The sequence below is a fragment of the Stenotrophomonas acidaminiphila genome, from assembly GCF_014109845.1.
GTDB lineage: Bacteria > Pseudomonadota > Gammaproteobacteria > Xanthomonadales > Xanthomonadaceae > Stenotrophomonas > Stenotrophomonas acidaminiphila.
Map to the genome: position 1 here is coordinate 2,344,310 of NZ_CP043567.1, position 16,840 is coordinate 2,361,149.

General features: G+C 69.9%; 11 protein-coding genes and 2 tRNA genes. 7 read left to right on the forward strand and 6 right to left on the reverse strand.

Features of this window, described 5'->3' with window-relative positions; translation table 11 throughout:
* Nucleotides 1–312 precede the first annotated feature (312 nt).
* The 4 genes from dxs to F0P95_RS10690 all read right to left on the reverse strand — a co-directional run bounded on the left by dxs (nucleotide 313) and on the right by F0P95_RS10690 (nucleotide 5,598).
* Complete coding sequence (dxs, locus tag F0P95_RS10675; protein ID WP_182334211.1) at nucleotides 313–2,223, reverse strand: 1-deoxy-D-xylulose-5-phosphate synthase; 1,911 nt, start codon at nucleotides 2,221–2,223, stop codon at nucleotides 313–315.
* 327 nt (nucleotides 2,224–2,550) lie between these two features.
* On the reverse strand, nucleotides 2,551–3,216 hold the full coding sequence (locus F0P95_RS10680; protein WP_054664943.1) for an HNH endonuclease: 666 nt from the start codon (nucleotides 3,214–3,216) through the stop codon (nucleotides 2,551–2,553).
* A gap of 77 nt (nucleotides 3,217–3,293) precedes the next feature.
* On the reverse strand, nucleotides 3,294–5,084 hold the full coding sequence (locus F0P95_RS10685) for an acyl-CoA dehydrogenase C-terminal domain-containing protein (RefSeq protein ID WP_182334212.1): 1,791 nt from the start codon (nucleotides 5,082–5,084) through the stop codon (nucleotides 3,294–3,296).
* A gap of 37 nt (nucleotides 5,085–5,121) precedes the next feature.
* Nucleotides 5,122–5,598, reverse strand: a complete 477-nt coding sequence (locus F0P95_RS10690) for an LEA/WHy family protein (protein WP_182334213.1) — start codon at nucleotides 5,596–5,598, stop codon at nucleotides 5,122–5,124.
* A gap of 175 nt (nucleotides 5,599–5,773) precedes the next feature.
* Here F0P95_RS10690 and F0P95_RS10695 point away from each other — a divergent pair, with 175 nt between their 5' ends.
* The 5 genes from F0P95_RS10695 to F0P95_RS10715 all read left to right on the forward strand — a co-directional run bounded on the left by F0P95_RS10695 (nucleotide 5,774) and on the right by F0P95_RS10715 (nucleotide 14,084).
* A complete protein-coding gene (locus F0P95_RS10695) occupies nucleotides 5,774–9,133 on the forward strand; it encodes a TonB-dependent receptor (RefSeq protein WP_198422002.1) in 3,360 nt (1,119 codons plus the stop codon).
* 61 nt (nucleotides 9,134–9,194) lie between these two features.
* Nucleotides 9,195–9,782, forward strand: a complete 588-nt coding sequence (locus tag F0P95_RS10700; RefSeq protein WP_182334214.1) for an RNA polymerase sigma factor — start codon at nucleotides 9,195–9,197, stop codon at nucleotides 9,780–9,782.
* Complete coding sequence (locus tag F0P95_RS10705) at nucleotides 9,766–10,776, forward strand: FecR family protein (protein WP_182334215.1); 1,011 nt, start codon at nucleotides 9,766–9,768, stop codon at nucleotides 10,774–10,776. The genes F0P95_RS10700 and F0P95_RS10705 overlap by 17 nt, the downstream gene beginning before the upstream one ends.
* 15 nt (nucleotides 10,777–10,791) lie before the next feature.
* Nucleotides 10,792–12,612, forward strand: a complete 1,821-nt coding sequence (locus tag F0P95_RS10710; protein WP_182334216.1) for an amidohydrolase family protein — start codon at nucleotides 10,792–10,794, stop codon at nucleotides 12,610–12,612.
* 11 nt (nucleotides 12,613–12,623) lie between these two features.
* Nucleotides 12,624–14,084 (forward strand): amidohydrolase, encoded by a 1,461-nt coding sequence (locus tag F0P95_RS10715; protein WP_182334217.1) that lies wholly within the window; start codon nucleotides 12,624–12,626, stop codon nucleotides 14,082–14,084.
* A gap of 10 nt (nucleotides 14,085–14,094) precedes the next feature.
* Here the strand turns inward: F0P95_RS10715 and F0P95_RS10720 are convergent, their stop codons facing one another.
* A complete protein-coding gene (locus F0P95_RS10720) occupies nucleotides 14,095–14,634 on the reverse strand; it encodes a lipocalin family protein (protein ID WP_182334218.1) in 540 nt (179 codons plus the stop codon).
* Nucleotides 14,635–14,895: 261 nt separating this feature from the next.
* Between F0P95_RS10720 and F0P95_RS10725 the strand changes: the two genes are divergently transcribed.
* Nucleotides 14,896–14,971, forward strand: a tRNA-Phe gene (locus tag F0P95_RS10725).
* 152 nt (nucleotides 14,972–15,123) lie between these two features.
* Nucleotides 15,124–16,674, forward strand: coding sequence for a sensor domain-containing diguanylate cyclase (locus F0P95_RS10730; RefSeq protein WP_182334219.1), 1,551 nt, complete (start codon nucleotides 15,124–15,126; stop codon nucleotides 16,672–16,674).
* 73 nt (nucleotides 16,675–16,747) lie between these two features.
* Here the strand turns inward: F0P95_RS10730 and F0P95_RS10735 are convergent.
* Nucleotides 16,748–16,823, reverse strand: a tRNA-Ala gene (locus tag F0P95_RS10735).
* Between the last annotated feature and the right edge of the window lie 17 nt (nucleotides 16,824–16,840).

A 16,840-nucleotide genomic window follows, 5' to 3' on the forward strand; every position in this document is an offset into this window, starting at 1 on the left:
TGTGAAAGCGCGACCGGCATGGTAACGGCATGGTGGAGCCGCGCGGCACCCCCGGACGCAGCGAAGGCCGCCTGTCGGCGGGCGGCCTTCAATGCGTTTCCTGTGAGCCCGTGATCGGGGGAGGGTGGCGACCTGGCCGCCGTCGCTGCCGGTGCTGGCGTGTGCCTGCCGTGCAGGGGCCCGGGACTGCGTGCCGGCGCCCTGCCGTTGCCGCCGGGTCGAGCGCCGCGACGGACATGCCGGGCAGCGCCTGTCCGGAAGCGCCGAAACGGGGTGGCCGATGCGTGCCCGGCGCGGGCACGCCGCCGCCTGTCAGCCGGCCACGCTCATCGCCGTGGCCGGGGTGCGCGCGTCCGGCCAGCGCCGGAGGATGGCGTCGCGGATGCCGGCCGCGTCGATGCCGGCTTCGGCCAGCAGGTCCTCGCGGCTGGCATGGTGCTGGAAGCTGTCCGGCAGGCCCAGGTGCAGCACCGGCATGACGATGGCTTCGGCATTGAGCAGCTCGGATACGCCCGAGCCGGCACCGCCGGCGACCACGTTGTCCTCGACCGTGACGAACCCCTCGTGGGTGCGGGCCAGTTCGAGCAGCAGGGCACGGTCCAGCGGCTTGATGAAACGCATGTTCACCACGGTCAGGCCGAGTTCGCGGCCGACCTGCTCGGCGGCCGCAACGGTCGAGCCGAACGCGAGGATGGCCAGGCGCTGGCCCTGTGCGCGCAGCTGCGCCTTGCCGACCGGCAGGGTGGACAGATCCACGCCGGGCGCGACCCCCGGGCCGGTGCCACGCGGGTAGCGCACCGCCGCCGGGCCCGTGTACTGCAGGCCGGTGCTGAGCATCTGCCGGCATTCGGCTTCGTCGGCCGGGGCCATCACCAGCATGTTCGGCACGCAGCGCAGGAAGCTCAGGTCGAGGTTGCCGGCATGGGTGGCGCCGTCCGGGCCGACCACGCCGGCACGGTCGATGGCGAACAGCACGTCCAGGTCCTGGATGGCGACGTCGTGCACGAGCTGGTCGTAGGCGCGCTGCAGGAAGGTGGAATAGATCGCCACCACCGGCTTGGCGCCCTGGGTGGCCATGCCCGCGGCCAGGGTCACCGCGTGCTGCTCGGCGATGGCCACGTCGAAATAGCGCTGCGGGTACTCGCGGCTGAAACGCACCAGGCCCGAGCCCTCGCGCATCGCCGGGGTGATGCCCATCAGCTGCGGTTCGGCGGCGGCGGCATCGCACAGCCAGTCGCCGAACACGTCGGTGTAGGTCGGCTTCTTCGGCGCGCTCTTGGCCGGCAGGCCCTTGCTCGGGTCGAACGGGCCGACGGCGTGGTAGCCGATCTGGTCGCCTTCGGCCGGCTCGTAGCCCTTGCCCTTGGTGGTCATGATGTGCAGCAGGTGCGGCCCCTTCTTGCCCCTGAGGGTCTTGAGCGTGGACAGCAGCAGCGGCAGGTCGTGGCCGTCGATCGGGCCGGTGTAGTGGAAGCCCATCTGCTCGAACGCCGTGGAGGGCACGAACATGCCCTTCCACTGCTCCTCCCAGCGCTTGACGAAGCGCGCCGGCGGGCTGTGGCGCTTGTCGCCGAGGATCTTCTTGCCGCCCTCGCGCAACGCATTGAGGGTGCGGCTGGCGGTGGCGCGGCCGAGCATCTTGGTCAGCCCGCCCACCGCCTCGGAGATGGACATGTTGTTGTCGTTGAGGATGACCAGCACGTTCGGCTCCTCGTCCATGCCGCCGGCGTGCGCCAGCGCCTCGAACGCCATGCCGGCGGTCATCGCGCCGTCGCCGATCACCGCCACCATCCGGCGCTCGTCGCCCTGGCGCTGGCGGGCGATGGCCATGCCGAGCGCGGCGGAAATCGAGGTCGAGGAATGGCCGACGCCGAACGTGTCGTACTCGCTTTCCTCGCGCTTGGGGAACGGCGCCACGCCATCCTTCTGCTTGACCGTGTGGATGGTGTCGCGGCGGCCGGTGAGGATCTTGTGCGGGTAGGTCTGGTGGCCCACGTCCCACACCAGCTGGTCGACCGGGGTGTCGTAGAGGTAGTGCAGGGCGACGGTGAGTTCGATCACGCCCAGCCCGGCGGCGAAGTGGCCGCCGCTGCGGCCCACGGATTCGATCAGGTAATCGCGCAGCTCGCCGGCGACCGCGGTCAGTTCGGTTTCATCGAACGCGCGCAGGTCGTGCGGGGTCTGGATGCGCGACAGGCGCGGATAGCGGACGGAGTCGATCATTTTCTTCGCGTTTCAGCCGGACCGGTATTTTCGCCCCCATTCCGGGGTGGGGCAAGCAAACCGCCGGTGGCGCCGGCCGCCGATGGGGACTTCCGGGGCGTGGATGCGGGCGTGGTTCAGCTTGTGCCGGGGGCGTTCTGGCGGCGTGCGCGCTTTTCCGCGCCCGGGCATCCGTGCCGGCGGCTCACCGCTGCCGCGCGACGGCGCGCGGGCCGGCGGTTGCGCTGGCAGCGGGCGGCGATGCCGGCATGGCGGCCGGCGGGTCGGGCCGGGTGAATGGAGGCGTGCCGCGCGGACCGGACAGGGGACGGCCGCTGTTGCGCGGGGTCAGGCGCTGCGTCGCAACGCCTTCTTCGGCAACTGCGCCTTCAGGAACGCCATCTGGTCGGCCAGGATGTTGCGGTTGGACAGGATCAGGTGCTCGATCCAGCTCGGCCGGTACGGGACCGCCAGCAGCGGCATGTTGGCCTGCTGCGGGGTGCGGTTGCTCTTGCGCGAATTGCACTGGAAGCAGGCGCTGACCACGTTTTCCCAGATGTCGCGGCCGCCCTTGGACAGCGGCATCACGTGGTCGCGGGTCAGGTGCGGGCGGCTGAACTGCTGGCCGCAGTACAGGCACAACTGGGCGTCGCGGGCGAACAGCGCGGTATTGGTGAGGTTGGGGGTCGGGTCGATGGCGCGCGAGCGGGCATGGCCGCGCGAGGCGATGATCGGGTGCAGGTCCAGGCCGCTGCGCAGGCCGCTGGCGCGGTTGATGGCGCCATGCACGTGCAGGCAGGGATCGCCCAGGGTCCATGCCACCGCGCCGCGGGCATAGAGGCAGGAGGCCTCCTGCCAGTTGATCCAGTCGAGCACGCGGCCATGTGCATCCAGCGACAGCAGTCGCACGGAACCGAGGCGGTGCAGGGAGGGCGGGAGCGAAAACTCCACGTCCGGAGCGGATGCGGCGACTCCGGTATCGATCAGACCACGCGGTGTAGTGTCTGTCTCCATCGGGAAAACAGCTTATACACGAAGCGTGACAGTTTGTGTAAACCCGGCCGCCATCGTCGATGGCGGCCGGGCCGGGCTCACTCGCCGAAGCGCGCGGCGTCCATGGCCATCAGCGGCTCGGCGCCGCTTTCCATGCTGGCGGCATGGGCCAGGGTGCGCGGCAGGATGCGTGCGTAGTAGAAGCGCGCGGTTTCCAGCTTGGCCTGCCTGAAGGCCTGCGGGTGGGAGGATTCCTGCGCCGCGGCCACTGCGCGCGCCCACCAGTAGGCCAGGGCGACGTAGCCGCTGTAGAACAGATAGTCCCAGCTGGCCGCGCCCAGTTCTTCCGGGTTGGCGGCCGCGCGCTGCAGGACGGCGCTGGTGAGCTGGCCCCATTCGCGCGCCCTGGCGCCGAGTACCGGCAGGAATTCGGCGACGGCGGCGTTGCCGGCATTGGCGGCGATGAATGCCTCGATCTCGGCCAGGAACAGCTTCAGTCCCGCCCCCTGCGACATGGCCGTCTTGCGGCCGATCAGGTCCAGCGCCTGGATGCCGGTGGTGCCTTCGTACAGGGTGGTGATGCGGGCGTCGCGGGCCAACTGCTCCATGCCGTGTTCGGCGATATAGCCGTGGCCGCCGAAGCACTGCTGCGCGTTGTAGGTGGACTCGATGCTCCATTCGGTCAGGCACGCCTTGACGATGGGCGTGAGGAAGCTGACCAGGGTCTCGGCATCGGCGCGCACCTGCGCGTCACCGGCGCTCTGCGCGGCGTCGAGCTGGGTGTAGGCGTGCGCGGCGAGCAGCCGGCCGCCCTCGGTCAGCGCCTTGATCGACAGCAGCATGCGGCGTACGTCGGGCTGGGCGATGATCGGATCGGCCGGCTTGTCGGCCAACTGCGGCCCCTTGGGCGCGCGCGACTGCAGGCGCTCGCGGGCATAGGCCAGGGCGCCCTGGTAGGCGCGCTCGGACTGCGCCAGGCCCTGGATGCCGACGCCGAGGCGGGCGGAGTTCATCATCACGAACATCGCCTGCAGGCCCTTGTGCGGCTGGCCGACGAGGTAGCCCTGGGCGCCGTCGAAGTTCATCACGCAGGTGGACGAGCCGTGGATGCCCATCTTGTGTTCCAGCGCACCGCAGCGCAGGGCATTGCGCTCGCCCATCGCGCCGTCGCGGCCGACCTTGTACTTGGGGGTGACGAACAGCGAGATGCCCTTCGGCCCGGGCGGGGCGTCGGGCAGCTTGGCCAGCACCAGGTGGACGATGTTCTCGCTCAGGTCGTGCTCGCCGGCGGTGATGAAGATCTTGGTGCCGGTGATGGCATGGCTGCCATCGGCGTTGGGCTCGGCGCGGGTCTTGAGCAGGCCCAGGTCGGTGCCGGCATGCGGCTCGGTCAGGCACATGGTGCCGGTCCAGGTGCCGGCCACCAGCGGCTTGAGGAAGGCTTCCTTCTGCCAGTCCTCGCCATAGTGCCTGAGCGCTTCGACCGCGCCGTGCGACAGCATCGGGAACAGGCTCCAGGCCAGGTTGGCCGACGACACCATCTCGCTCAGCGCCATGCCCAGCGTCTCCGGCATGCCCTGGCCGCCGAACTCCGGCGCGGCGGTCAGGCCGGTCCAACCGCCTTCGACGAACTGCGCATAGGCCTCGCGGAAGCCCGGGGTGGTGGTGACCTCGCCGGTCGCCTTGTCCAGCGTGCAGCCATGCTGGTCGCCTGCCGCGTTCAGTGGTGCCAGCACGCTGGCGCTGAAGCGGCCGGCTTCCTCGAGCACGGCGTCGATGACGTCCGCGCTGGCGTCGGCGTGGCCCATCGCGGCAAACAGCGACTCGGCCTTGAGCACGTCGTGCAGGGCGAAACGGAGGTCGGTAACGGGTGCCTTGTAATTGCTCATCGGTGCGATCTCTGCTGAAACGGAAAGGGGAGGCGGATCAGCGCAGCACGCCAGGCAGGCCCGGCGCCTGGTTCAGGGTGTTGCGCGCCTTCACCTCGAAGCTGCGCTGCTTCTTTTCTTCGGGCGTGGCCTTGACCGTGCCTTCCAGTTCGTAGAACAGCGAGCGGCCGCCGGCCAGGGCGTCGGCCACGACGATGCGGGCCGGCGAGGCCGGCTGCAGGCGGACCTTGATCACGTCGGCCGATTCGGGGCCGATGGACAGCCCCGGGGCGGCGTTCAGGGTGCCGGCGGCCTCGTCGCCGACCTTGATCCGCAGGGACACGTCGTCGAAGCGCATCGGCATCGAACTGTAGTTGCGCAGGCGCAGCTCCACGTCCCAGCTGCCGTCGTTGGCGACGGTGAGCTGCTGGATGCCGGCGGCGGGCTCGGAAACCCGCTTCACCATGCCGCCGCCGCATGCGGCGAGGGCGAGGCTGAGAACTGCGGTCAGGACGTACTGTGGGCGAAAACGCATACTGCTCGGTCCTCGGGATCCGGAGGGGTTGACCAAAGGATACTACGCCGTATGGCGGGCAGGGCCGGGGGGGCGATGGTGCGGCCGATGGCGGAACTTCCGCGCAGGCTCATCTAGGCATGTGAGGAGACCGACAGCGTCGCCGCATTCGCATATACCGGAGAGGGGTTGATCAATGCGTTCATTCAAGTTGTTGCCGCTGGCAAGCGCGATCCGTGGCGGCCTTGCCGCCGCCGCGCTGTGCGTGGCCATGCCGGCGCTCGCCGCACCGCCGCAGTTCGATATCGAAGGGGGCCGCATCGAGGAGGTGCTGCCTGAATTCGCCCGCCAGGCAGGCCTGCAGATCATCGCGCCGGCCGCCATGGGCGACGAGGGGCGGATCGAGGTCGGGCAGCTGAAGGGGCAGATGGACCCGCGGCAGGCGTTGAACCGCCTGCTCAGCGGTACCGGGCTGGCCGTCGCCTCGGACGACGGCCGTACCATCACCCTGCGCGCCGCCACGCCGATGCTGGCCTCGCTGGGCGGGCTGGGCGGGCTGGCCGTGGCGCAGGCCGCCGAGCCCGAGCCGGTGGCCGCGGCGCCGCAGGAGACGCCGGCCAGCGGGCCGGTCAACACGCTGGACCAGATCACCGTGGTCGGCAGCCAGATCAAGGGCAGCAAGTCGGCGGCGATCCTGCCGGTGGCGACCCTGCAGGCCGAGCAGATCGAGGCCACCGGCGCGGTTTCCGGCGACGACCTGTACCGCTCCATCCCGCAGATGGGCAATGTGTCCTTCAGCGGCACCAATGGCGGCAACAGCTCCAACTACGCGCGCGGCGACATCGCCTCCGTCAACCTGCGCGGGCTGGGCGTGGGCAACACGCTGCTGCTGATCAACGGCCGCCGCACCGTGGTGCACCCGACCAGCCAGGCCGACGGCAACCTGGTGCCGGTGCTGACCTACAACGCCAATACCGTGCCGGTGGCCAACCTGCGCCGGGTCGAGGTGCTGCTCGATGGCGCTGCCGCGATCTACGGCACCGACGCGGTGGCCGGCGTGGTCAACAACGTGCTGCGCGACGACATGGACGGCGGCACCCTGAGCGTGCAGAAGGGCGTGGGCGAGGGCACCCACCTGAGCGACGTGTCGGTCAACGGCATGTGGGGCAGGAACTCCCGGGACCTGCGCTCCAACGTCACCATCGCCTTCAACTACTACAACACCACCGGCCTGAACTCGCTGGACCAGGACTGGACCCGCAGCGGCAACCGCATCGACGACTTCGCCGGTACCCCGTACGCAGGCCTGGCCGGGGTGGACAACCGCAATACCAACAGCCCGTGGGGCAACTTCACCGCCAACGGTGCGCGCGTGTCGCAGAACGGCAAGTGGCTGACCACCGCCGCCGGCGCGTTCCACGTCAAGCCGACCAGCAACGGCAACTGCGGCGCGACCCTCGGCGACGGCCTGTGCATGCAGTCCGGCAGCAAGGCCACCTCGGGTGCCGACGCCAACCTGCGCGACAACCACCAGTCGCTGTACCCGGTGTCGATCGCGCCGGACGTACGCCGCATCAACGTGTTCGCCACCGGCAAGCACGATTTCGAGAACGGCATCTCGCTGTTCAGCGAGGCCGGCCTGTACGACTCGCGCGCCTACAGCCTGCAGAACGGCGTGAACACCATTTCCTCGCTGCCGATGACGGTGGCGGCCAGCAATTACTGGAACCCGTTCGGCGCGGTGTACCTGCCCGACGGCACGCTCAACCCGAACCGCCTGCAGGGCCTGAACATCGGCCCCAATGGCCTGCCGGTGACGATCACCAGCTATCGCTTCGAGCGCCCGACCCGGATCGAGGTCAAGAACACCCAGGTGCGCGCACTGGCCGGCCTGCGCGGCTACCACTTCGGTTTCGACTGGGAAAGCGCGGCGCTGTACTCCAAGGCCAAGGTCGAGGATACCCAGGACGCGGTGAGCATGACCCTGTTCCAGCAGGCGCTGGCCGATTCGACGTCGGCGGCCTACAACCCGTTCTGCGGCGGCTGCAACGACTGGAGCAAGCTGGACCGGTTCTTCTACAAGGCCAGGCGCCAGAGCGAGACCGAGTTGTACCTGTGGGACGTCAAGGCATCGCGTCCGGACCTGTTCCGCACCTGGGCGGGCGATGTCGGCATGGCGACCGGCGTGGAAGTGCGCCATGAGACCCAGCGCGACGACCGCGATGCCCACGTCGACGGTTCGCTGACCTTCACCGATGCGATCACCGGCATCCAGTACCCGAGCGACATGTACGGCGTCAGCCCGACCCCGGATACCTATGGTTCGCGTACCGTCGCCGGCGTGTTCGCCGAGTTCTCGGTACCGCTGGTCTCGCCGGGGATGGACATCCCGCTGGTGCGCTCGCTGGACCTGCAGGTGGCCGGCCGCGCCGAGCGCTACAACGACTTCGGCAGCGTGGCCAAGCCGAAGCTGGCGCTGGGCTGGCAGATCATCGACGGCCTGACCGTGCGCTCGTCCTGGGCCAAGGGCTTCCGCGCGCCGAACCTGGAGCAGGTCAACGCCACCATGGTCAGCCGTTCCAACAGCCGCACCGACTGGGTCCAGTGCCTGGCCGACGTGCGCAGCGGCGCGCAGGCTTCGATGGCGGCCTGCAAGGGCTACACCGCCTCGACCACCGCGCGCCGTTCGGGCAACCCGGATCTGAAGCCGGAAACCTCGACCAACACCAGCGCCGGCATCGTGTTCCAGCCGCAGTTCATCCCCGAGAACTTCGGCCGCTTCACCTTCGCGGTGGATTACTACAAGTACGCGCAGGAAGGCATCATCGGCCTGTTCGGCGAGGGCAACGCGCTGATCCTGGACTACGTACTGCGCCAGCAGGGCAGCAGCAACGCCGACGTGGTGCGCGCCGACCCCACCGCCGACGACATCGCGCGCTACGCCGGTACCGGCCTGGAGGCCGCGGGCAAGGTGCTCTACGTCAAGGACCAGTACGTCAACCTCGAGCCGCAGACCGTGCGCGGCGTGGACTACAGCTTCAGCTGGGCCTCGCCGGAAACCCGCGCCGGGCGTTTCGACGTGTCGCTCAACGGCACCCGCCTGATCGAGTTCTACCGCCAGCGCTCGCCGGCACTGCAGGCACTGGAAGACGCCAAGGGCAGCGGCCTGGTCGATCCGTCGATCCGGGTCACCGGCGGCGGCAACCTGATCGGCAACGGCGGCAACCCGCAGTGGAAGTGGTCCGGCACGCTCACCTGGCGCTACCAGCAGGTGTCGGTCGGCGCCAGCGCGCGCTACAGCAGCTCGTTCGTCGAGAACGGCCTGGTGCTGGCCGACGGCACGCCGTGGACGGTGAAGTCGCAGACCCTGGCCAATGCCTTCGTCAAGTACGACCTCAAGGGCGATGGCTGGGTGGACGGGTTGTCGCTGAAGGTGGGCGCCAACAACCTGGCCAACAAGCGGCCGCCGGTGTCCAGCGACGCGTTCGGCTATTCCTCGGCGGTGTACCAGGCCTATCCGCGGTACTGGTACGTCAATGTGACCAAGGCGTTCTGATGACCCCGGTCGTTGTCCGTGAAAACGCCCGGCACGTGCCGGGCACCACGGGGGTGCCGCGATGAGCGCGGCACTTGCGGCGGAGCGTTCGTTGTGGCTCGCCGAGCACGTGCTGCCGTGCGAGCCGGCGCTGCGCGACTGGCTGCAGCGGCGCCTGCCGGTGCGCCAGGACGTGGATGACGTGATCCAGGAGACCTACGCCATCCTGGCGGCGATGGCGGACGTATCGCACGTGCGCCAGCCGCGCGCCTACGTGTATTCGGTGGCGCAGTCGGTGGTGCTGCAGCAGCTGCGGCGCGCGCAGGTGGTGTCGATCGAGGCCGTGGCCGAGATCGAGCGGGTGGCCATCGGTGGCGAAGAGGCGTGTCCGGAACGGACCGCGTCCTCGCGGCAGGAGCTGGCGCGGATCGGCGCATTGATCGACAGCCTGCCGGACAAGTGCCGGCAGGCTTTCGTCCTGCGCCGGGTCGAAGGCTACTCGCAGCGCGAGATCGCCCAGCGGATGCAGATCAGCGAGAACACCGTGGAGAAACACATCTGCAAGGGAATCCGGGTATTGATGGATTCGATGAAGCGCGACGGGAAGGACGCGGAAGAGGGCAGGGAACGGCTCGCAGCAGGAGGAACACGCCATGCGCGCACACGATGAACGCAGCATCGACGATATCGCCGCGGCCTGGGTCGCGCGCGAGGACCGGGCGCCGCTGCCCGCCGGGGACGCGGTGGCGCGCGATGCCTGGCTGCAGGCCGATGTGCGCCACTTCGGTGCCTATGCGCGGGCCCACGCCGTGCTGGCGCGCACCGCGCGTGCGCGTGCGCTGTCCAATGGCACGGCCGCGCTCGCCGCGGATCCTGCGCCGCCGCGCTTCCGGCGTTCGCGGCGGGTGCTGCGCTGGGCGGCCGGCATGGCCGCGGTGCTGAGCCTGCTGGCGATCGGCGTGCACCGCCAGCACGACGACGCCGAGTACTACGCCACGCGCCGGGGCGAGATCCTGCGGGTGCCGCTGGAGGATGGCTCGGCGATCACCCTGGATTCCGACTCGCAGGTGCGCGTGCACTACACCGGAGCGCGGCGCAGCATCACCCTGCTGCAGGGCGAAGCGCTGTTCGACGTGGCCAAGAATCCCGGCCGCCCGTTCGTGGTGCGCGCGCAGGAGACCGACGTCACCGCGGTGGGTACCAGTTTCGCGGTCAGCCTCAACGAGCGCCGCAGCGGCGGTGTCGAGGTGCTGGTGCGCGAAGGCGTGGTGGACGTGGCCGATACCCAGGGCGCGGTGGCGCCGGCGCGGCTGCTGGCCAACTACCGCGCGCTGGCAAACCGCAGCCACGGCATCCGCATCGAGGCCGTGCCCGCCGAGGACCTGGAACAGCAGCTGGCCTGGCGCGAGGGCATGTTGTCCTTCAATGGCGACACGCTGTCGGTGGCGGCCGCGCAGTTCCTGCGCTACAGCGATACCCGCATCGTCATCGACGACCCGGTGGTCGGCAGCCGCCGCATCGTCGGCCTGTATTCGGCCAGCGACCCGCTGGGCTTCGCCTGCAGCGTCGCCCTGAGCCTGGGGCTGGTGGTCGAGCAGCAGGGCAAGGTCGTGCGCCTGCGCACCCCGGAGAGCGCGCCGCACGCGGCGCATTCCATGCAATGACTCTGGATTGAACCCATGAACATGAATCCCCGCCGCACCCGCGCGCTCGCCTTGCTCACCGCGCTCCTGCTGTCCACCGGGCAGGCCAGCGTGGCCGCCACTTCCGCCGACAGCGCGCTGCTGATCCGCGGTGCCATGGTGTTCGACGGCACCGGTCGCCCGGCGTATCCGGGCAGCGTGCTGGTACGGGACGGCCGCATCGCGGCCATCGCCGGTGCCGGGCAGGCGCTGGCCGCGCCGAAGGGCGCGCGCGTGGTCGACGCCCACGGCCAGGCGCTGCTGCCGGGGCTGTTCGACCTGCACACGCACTGGACGCCCAATGCGCGCCCGGCCGAGCTGCCGCAGATCGCCAACCTGTACATGGCCGCCGGCGTCACCACGGTCAGCGATTTCCACGAGCCGCCGGAAGCGTATGCGCCGCGCCGCGCGTGGCTGGCCGACATCGCCGCACCGGACGTGAAGTTCGCCGCGCGCATGAGCACGCCGCTCGGCCACGGTGCCGACTGGGGCGACGAGAACACCACCCGCTGGGTGAATTCGCCGGAGGCCGCGCGCGCCGGCGTGCGTGCCGTGGCCGCCTACAAGCCGGACTTCATCAAGGCCTTCACCGACGGCTGGCGCTATTCCAACGCCGCCGACAACAGCAGCATGGACGAGGAGACCCTGGCCGCGCTGGTGGACGAGGCGCACAGGCACGGGCTGAAGGTGTTCTCGCACACGGTGATGGTCAAGCGTGGCAAGGTCGCCGCGCGCGCCGGCGTGGACGTGATCGCGCACAGCGTGCAGGACATGCCGGTGGACGGCGAACTGGTGCAGCTGATGCGCGAGCATGGCACCGCCTATGCGCCGTCGCTGGCGGTGTACCTGCCCGCGCGCGTGGATGGCAGCGGCGCCGCGGGTACCCGCCCGGAGGTGCTGCGGCAACGCGAGCGCAACTTCGCCGATGCCCTGCGCAACGTGAAGACCCTGCACGATGCCGGCGTCCCGGTGGTGGTCGGCACCGACGCCGGCATGACCGGCACGCCGCACGGCGCATCGACCCTGCGCGAGCTGGAGCTGCTGGTCGACGCGGGGCTGACCCCGGCCGAAGCGCTGGTCGCCGGCACCGCCAACAGCGCCCGCGCGCTGGGCGTGGACGACCGCGGCACCCTCGAGGTCGGCAAGCGTGCCGACCTGCTGCTGGTGAAGGGACGGCCATGGGAGCGCATCGCCGACATCCGCAACACCCAGCGGGTCTACGTCGCCGGCCGCCAGGTGCACGGCCAGGGCACGGTACTGCCGGCCGGCAACCGCGCGCTGTCGCTGCCGGCACAGCCGGTGGCGCCGCTGGTCGACGACTTCGAGCGCGCCGACGGGCGCACCGCGCTGGATACGCTGCGCATCGACGAGGCCGATGGCGGCAACGACCGCACCGTGCAGGTCAGCGAAACCGTCGCCCGCGAGACCGGCGGCAAGGCGCTGTCGGTCCAGGCCCGGCTGTCCACCAAGCCCACGGCCTATGCCGCGGCGATCCTGCCGCTGAGCCGCGGCTCGGTCGCCCCGGCGGACCTGCGCGCGTACCGCGGCATCCGCTTCGACGTACGCGGCGGCGCGCCGGTGCTGCGGCTGGAGGCCAGGGCGCTGGGCGACCGCCGTTTCATCGCCGCGGTCGATGCCGCGCCGCAATGGCGCACCGTCGAAATCCCGTTCTCCGCGCTGCAGGGCCAACCGCCCTATCGCGGCAAGGGGCCGGTGGCCGAATGGAAAGGCGACGACGTGCAGCAACTGGTGTTCTCCGCCGGCGGCGAGGCCGGCGGCAAGGTGTGGTTCGAGATCGACAACGTGGGCTTCTACTGAGGGTGCGGGCGATGGGCGCGAGGCGGGCGTGGTTCCGTATCCGGCTGGGCGCCGGGTTGTTGGCCTGCGGCACCGGGGTGGCCTGGGCCGCCGGGCCCGACGTGCTGCAGGTGCTGGATGCCTATGCGCCGCGCCAGGCGCAGGTGGCGCAGGCATTGTGGCGGCAACCCGAACTGGGCTATCTGGAGGAGCGCTCCTCGCGCCTGTTGCAGCAGGAGCTGCGCGAGGCGGGCTTCCGCATCGAGACCGGGGTGGCTGGCATGCCGACCGCGTTCGTCGCGTCCTCCGGCACGCGTGGCAGCGGTCCGGTGATCGCGCTGCTGGCCGAGATGGACGCGCTGCCGGGCATGGCGCAGGCGGCCGAGCCGGTGCGCTTGCCGATCGATGGGCAGGATGCCGGCCAGGCCTGCGGCCACAACCTGTTCGGCGCCGCGTCGGTCGGTGCCGCGCGTGCCGTCGCACAGTGGCTCCAGGCCACCGGCACGCCGGGTGAGGTGCGCCTGTACGGCACGCCGGCCGAGGAGGGCGGTTCGGGCAAGGTCTACCTGGCCCGGGCCGGGCTGTTCGACGACGTGGACGTGGTGCTGCATTGGCACCCGGCCGCGGAGAACTCGGCGGCGCAGGGCACCAGCCTGGCCAACATCAGCGGCAAGTTCCGTTTTCACGGCCTCGCCGCGCACGCGGCCATCGCGCCGGAGCGTGGCCGTTCCGCGCTCGATGCGGTGGAGGCGTTCAACCACATGGCCAACCTGATGCGCGAACACGTGCCCGACGGGACCCGCATCCACTACGTGATCAGCAACGGCGGCAGCGCGCCGAACGTGGTGCCGGATTTCGCCGAGGCCTACTACTACGTGCGCCATGTCGATCCGGCGGTGGTGCGCGAGGTGTTCGCGCGCCTGCGCAGGGCCGCCGACGGCGCGGCGCTGGGCACCGGCACCACGGTCGAGTTCGAGCAGACCGGCGGGGTGTTCTCGCTGCTGCCCAACGACACCCTGGGACAGGTGATGCAGGCGGCGCTGGAGCAGGTCGGCGGCGTGCGCTACGACACGCGGGAGCAGGCCTTCGCGCAGACGCTGCAGCAGAGCCTGGAACGGCGCCCGCCACTGGACGCGGCGATGCAGCTGCAGCCGTACCGCGCGGACGTGGCCGGCAGCGCGTCGACCGATGTCGGCGACGTCAGCTGGAACGTGCCGACCGCCGGCCTGGGTACCGCCACCTGGGTGCCGGGCACGCCGGCGCACAGTTGGCAGGCGGTGGCCGCATCGGGTGCCTCGGTGGGCGCCAGGGGCGCGCTCAACGCGGCCAAGGCACTGGCCTTGGCGGCGGTGCGCTTGTTCCAGTCGCCGGATATCGTCGGCAAGGCCAGGGACGAGTTCGGCCAGCGGCGCGGCGCGGACTTCCGCTACGTGCCGCTGCTGCAGCGCGACGCGCCGCCGCTGGATTACCGGCGCAGGCCTTCGGCGCAATGAACGCGACCGCTCAATCGACCGCTGCCATCACCTTCAGCGGCGCCAGGTCGTAGCCCATGTCGGTGGCCTGGCGCTTGAGCCGCTCGAGCAGGGCGTCGTCCATCGACGGCGTGCGCGACAGGATCCACAGGTATCTGCGCCCCGGCTCGCCGACCATCGCCCACTGGTAGTCCGGATCCAGCGCGATCACCCAGTAGTCGGCCCACGCCCAGGGCAGCCAGGACAGCCAGTCCGGCGCGAAGCGGACCTGCAGGCGCCCCGGGTGGCCGCTGACCGGGCGCGCGACGCCCTCGGCTTCGATCATGTCGCCGTCGGTGGTGCGGCAGCGGTTGAGCACGCTGATGCGGCCATCGGCCCGCAGCCGGTAGCTGGCGGTGATGTCGGCCACGCATTTCTTCTGGAACGACACCGGCAGGTGGGCGATCTCGTGCCACTGGCCGGCATAGCGGTCCAGCTCGAAGCGCCCGACCGATTCGACCGCCGCCGCCGCCTGTGCGGCGGAGGCGAGCAGCAACGACAGGGGCAGGAACAGGAGCAGGCGATGGTGCATGGTCTGTGGCCTCCATGATCGGGATGCAGGCTAAGCAAAGCCGGGTGCGGGGAAGTAAAGTTTTTGTTGGTGCGCAGCCCTGCGCGGCATCGCCGCGCACCGTCCGCCATCGCCTGCGGCGATCCGCACGTGCCGCGATCGGCGCGCGGCCGCAGGCTGATCGCAGGTGGCAGAAAAAAACTTGCGGATAACGCTTGCCGAAACTGGAAGACCTCCGTATCATGCGCGTCCTCGCCGACGGGAACGTCGCGAAGACAAAGTGGCCGGGTAGCTCAGTTGGTAGAGCAGGGGATTGAAAATCCCCGTGTCGGGGGTTCGATTCCCTCCCCGGCCACCACGAATACAAAAGGCCTGCAGTAGTGCAGGCCTTTTTTTCTGCACGCATGGCCGCCGGTTGTGCGAAGGTGCCGGCATGCGGCGCCGGAACCTCCGCCCGCAGGGGCTGGTCCGGTCGGTCGTGCATCCCGGCGCGGGAGGGCAACGACGGCGATGGACCTGCGCAAGCTGATACTGGCACTGGCCCTGCTGGGTGCTTTCATTCCGTTCGCCAAGACGCTGCACGCCAGCTACCAGGTGCAACGGCAGCAGCTGCTGGACAGCACCCTGGAAAGCAACCTGGCGTATGCGACCAAGCTGGCCAAGAGCACCGACGATTTCGTGCAGTCGGCGCAGTTGCAGCTGGACTACACCGCCCAGCTCCTGGTCGGGCAGATGGACGATCCGGCCAAGCTCGACAAGGAAGCCGCCCGCCTGCGGCTGACCAGCAAGAGCTTCAATTCCATCGTCATCTTCGACGATGCCGGCAAGGTGCTGGCGACCTCGCCGGAAACGCTGCAGCTGCAGGGCAAGGTACTCGCCAGTGCCGCGGTCAGGGAGTCGATCCGCTCGCGCCAGCCGCTGATCAGCCGGCCCTACCTGTCGGCGGCCGGTAATTTCATCGTGCTCATGGTCAGCCCGATCCGCGACCCGCGCGGCGGGTTCCTCGGCGCGATCGGCGGTGCCATCCACCTGCAGAAGGAAAACATCCTTGACCGGCTGCTTGGCCAGCACTTCTACCACGATGGTTCCTACCTGTACGTGGTCGACAGCGAGCGGCGGATCATCTACCACCCCGACCTGAGCCGCATCGGCAAGGTGGTGGCCGGCAACCAGGCGGTCGACGACGTGACCCGTGGCGGCAGCGGCACGGCCTCCATCGTCAACAGCAAGGGCAAGGTCATGTTGGCCGGGTACGCCCCGGTCGCGGCCACCGGCTGGGGCGTGATCGCGCAGCGTCCGCGCGATGTCACCCTGGCGCCGCTGACCTCGCTGATGCGCACGGTGTTCGTCAAGACGCTGCCGCTGGCCCTGGTCACCGTGCTGCTGCTGTGGTGGTGCGCGCGCATCATCGCCCACCCGCTGCGGATGCTGGCCTACGGTGCGCGCAACATGGACCAGCCGGGCACATCGCAGCGCATCCGCTCGGTGCGCTCCTGGTACTTCGAATCGCGCGAACTGAAGAAGGCGATGCTGCTCGGCATCAGCCTGTTCCAGAAGAGCATCAGCAAGCTGCGCGAGGACGTGAACACCGATCCATTGACCGGGCTGGGCAACCGCCGCCATCTGCAGGCGCGGGTGCAGGAGCTGCAGGAGCGGGCCACGCCGTTCGCGGTGGTGTCGCTGGACATCGACCATTTCAAGCGGGTCAACGATACCTGGGGTCACGACGTCGGCGACCTGGTGCTCAAGCAGCTGGCCATGCACATGCAGGACATCTCGCGGGTGGACGACGCGCCCTGCCGGGTGGGCGGCGAGGAGTTCGTGCTGCTGTTGCCCGGCGCTTCGGTGGCCAGCGCCGCGCAGGTCGCCGAACGCCTGCGCCTGCAGATCGAGCGCGCCAACATGGCACCGGTCGACCGGGTGACGGTTTCGCTGGGCGTGTCCGCCTGGCCGGAAAGCAGCCAGGATATCGCCACCGTGTTCAAGACCGCCGATGAGATGCTCTACGTGGCCAAGCGCGGCGGACGCAACCGGGTGGAGGTCTACACGCCGCCGGCCTGAACGGCTCGGCATGCGCGCGTCCGGCGTGGCGCCGGGCAAGAAAAAACCCCGGGGGATACCCGGGGTTTTTGTTTGGTGGAGCCAGGGAGGATCGAACTCCCGACCTCGTCATTGCGAACGACGCGCTCTCCCAGCTGAGCTATGGCCCCGTACTTCCTTGGTGAAT

Coding starts and splice junctions, on each gene's coding strand:
- dxs (WP_182334211.1), bottom strand. CDS start 2,223: ATGATCGACTCCGTCCGCTATCCGCGCCTGTCGCGCATCCAGACCCCG.
- F0P95_RS10695 (WP_198422002.1), top strand. CDS start 5,774: ATGCGTTCATTCAAGTTGTTGCCGCTGGCAAGCGCGATCCGTGGCGGC.
- F0P95_RS10685 (WP_182334212.1), bottom strand. CDS start 5,084: ATGAGCAATTACAAGGCACCCGTTACCGACCTCCGTTTCGCCCTGCAC.
- F0P95_RS10680 (WP_054664943.1), bottom strand. CDS start 3,216: ATGGAGACAGACACTACACCGCGTGGTCTGATCGATACCGGAGTCGCC.
- F0P95_RS10700 (WP_182334214.1), top strand. CDS start 9,195: ATGAGCGCGGCACTTGCGGCGGAGCGTTCGTTGTGGCTCGCCGAGCAC.
- F0P95_RS10705 (WP_182334215.1), top strand. CDS start 9,766: ATGCGCGCACACGATGAACGCAGCATCGACGATATCGCCGCGGCCTGG.
- F0P95_RS10720 (WP_182334218.1), bottom strand. CDS start 14,634: ATGCACCATCGCCTGCTCCTGTTCCTGCCCCTGTCGTTGCTGCTCGCC.
- F0P95_RS10690 (WP_182334213.1), bottom strand. CDS start 5,598: ATGCGTTTTCGCCCACAGTACGTCCTGACCGCAGTTCTCAGCCTCGCC.
- F0P95_RS10730 (WP_182334219.1), top strand. CDS start 15,124: ATGGACCTGCGCAAGCTGATACTGGCACTGGCCCTGCTGGGTGCTTTC.
- F0P95_RS10710 (WP_182334216.1), top strand. CDS start 10,792: ATGAACATGAATCCCCGCCGCACCCGCGCGCTCGCCTTGCTCACCGCG.
- F0P95_RS10715 (WP_182334217.1), top strand. CDS start 12,624: ATGGGCGCGAGGCGGGCGTGGTTCCGTATCCGGCTGGGCGCCGGGTTG.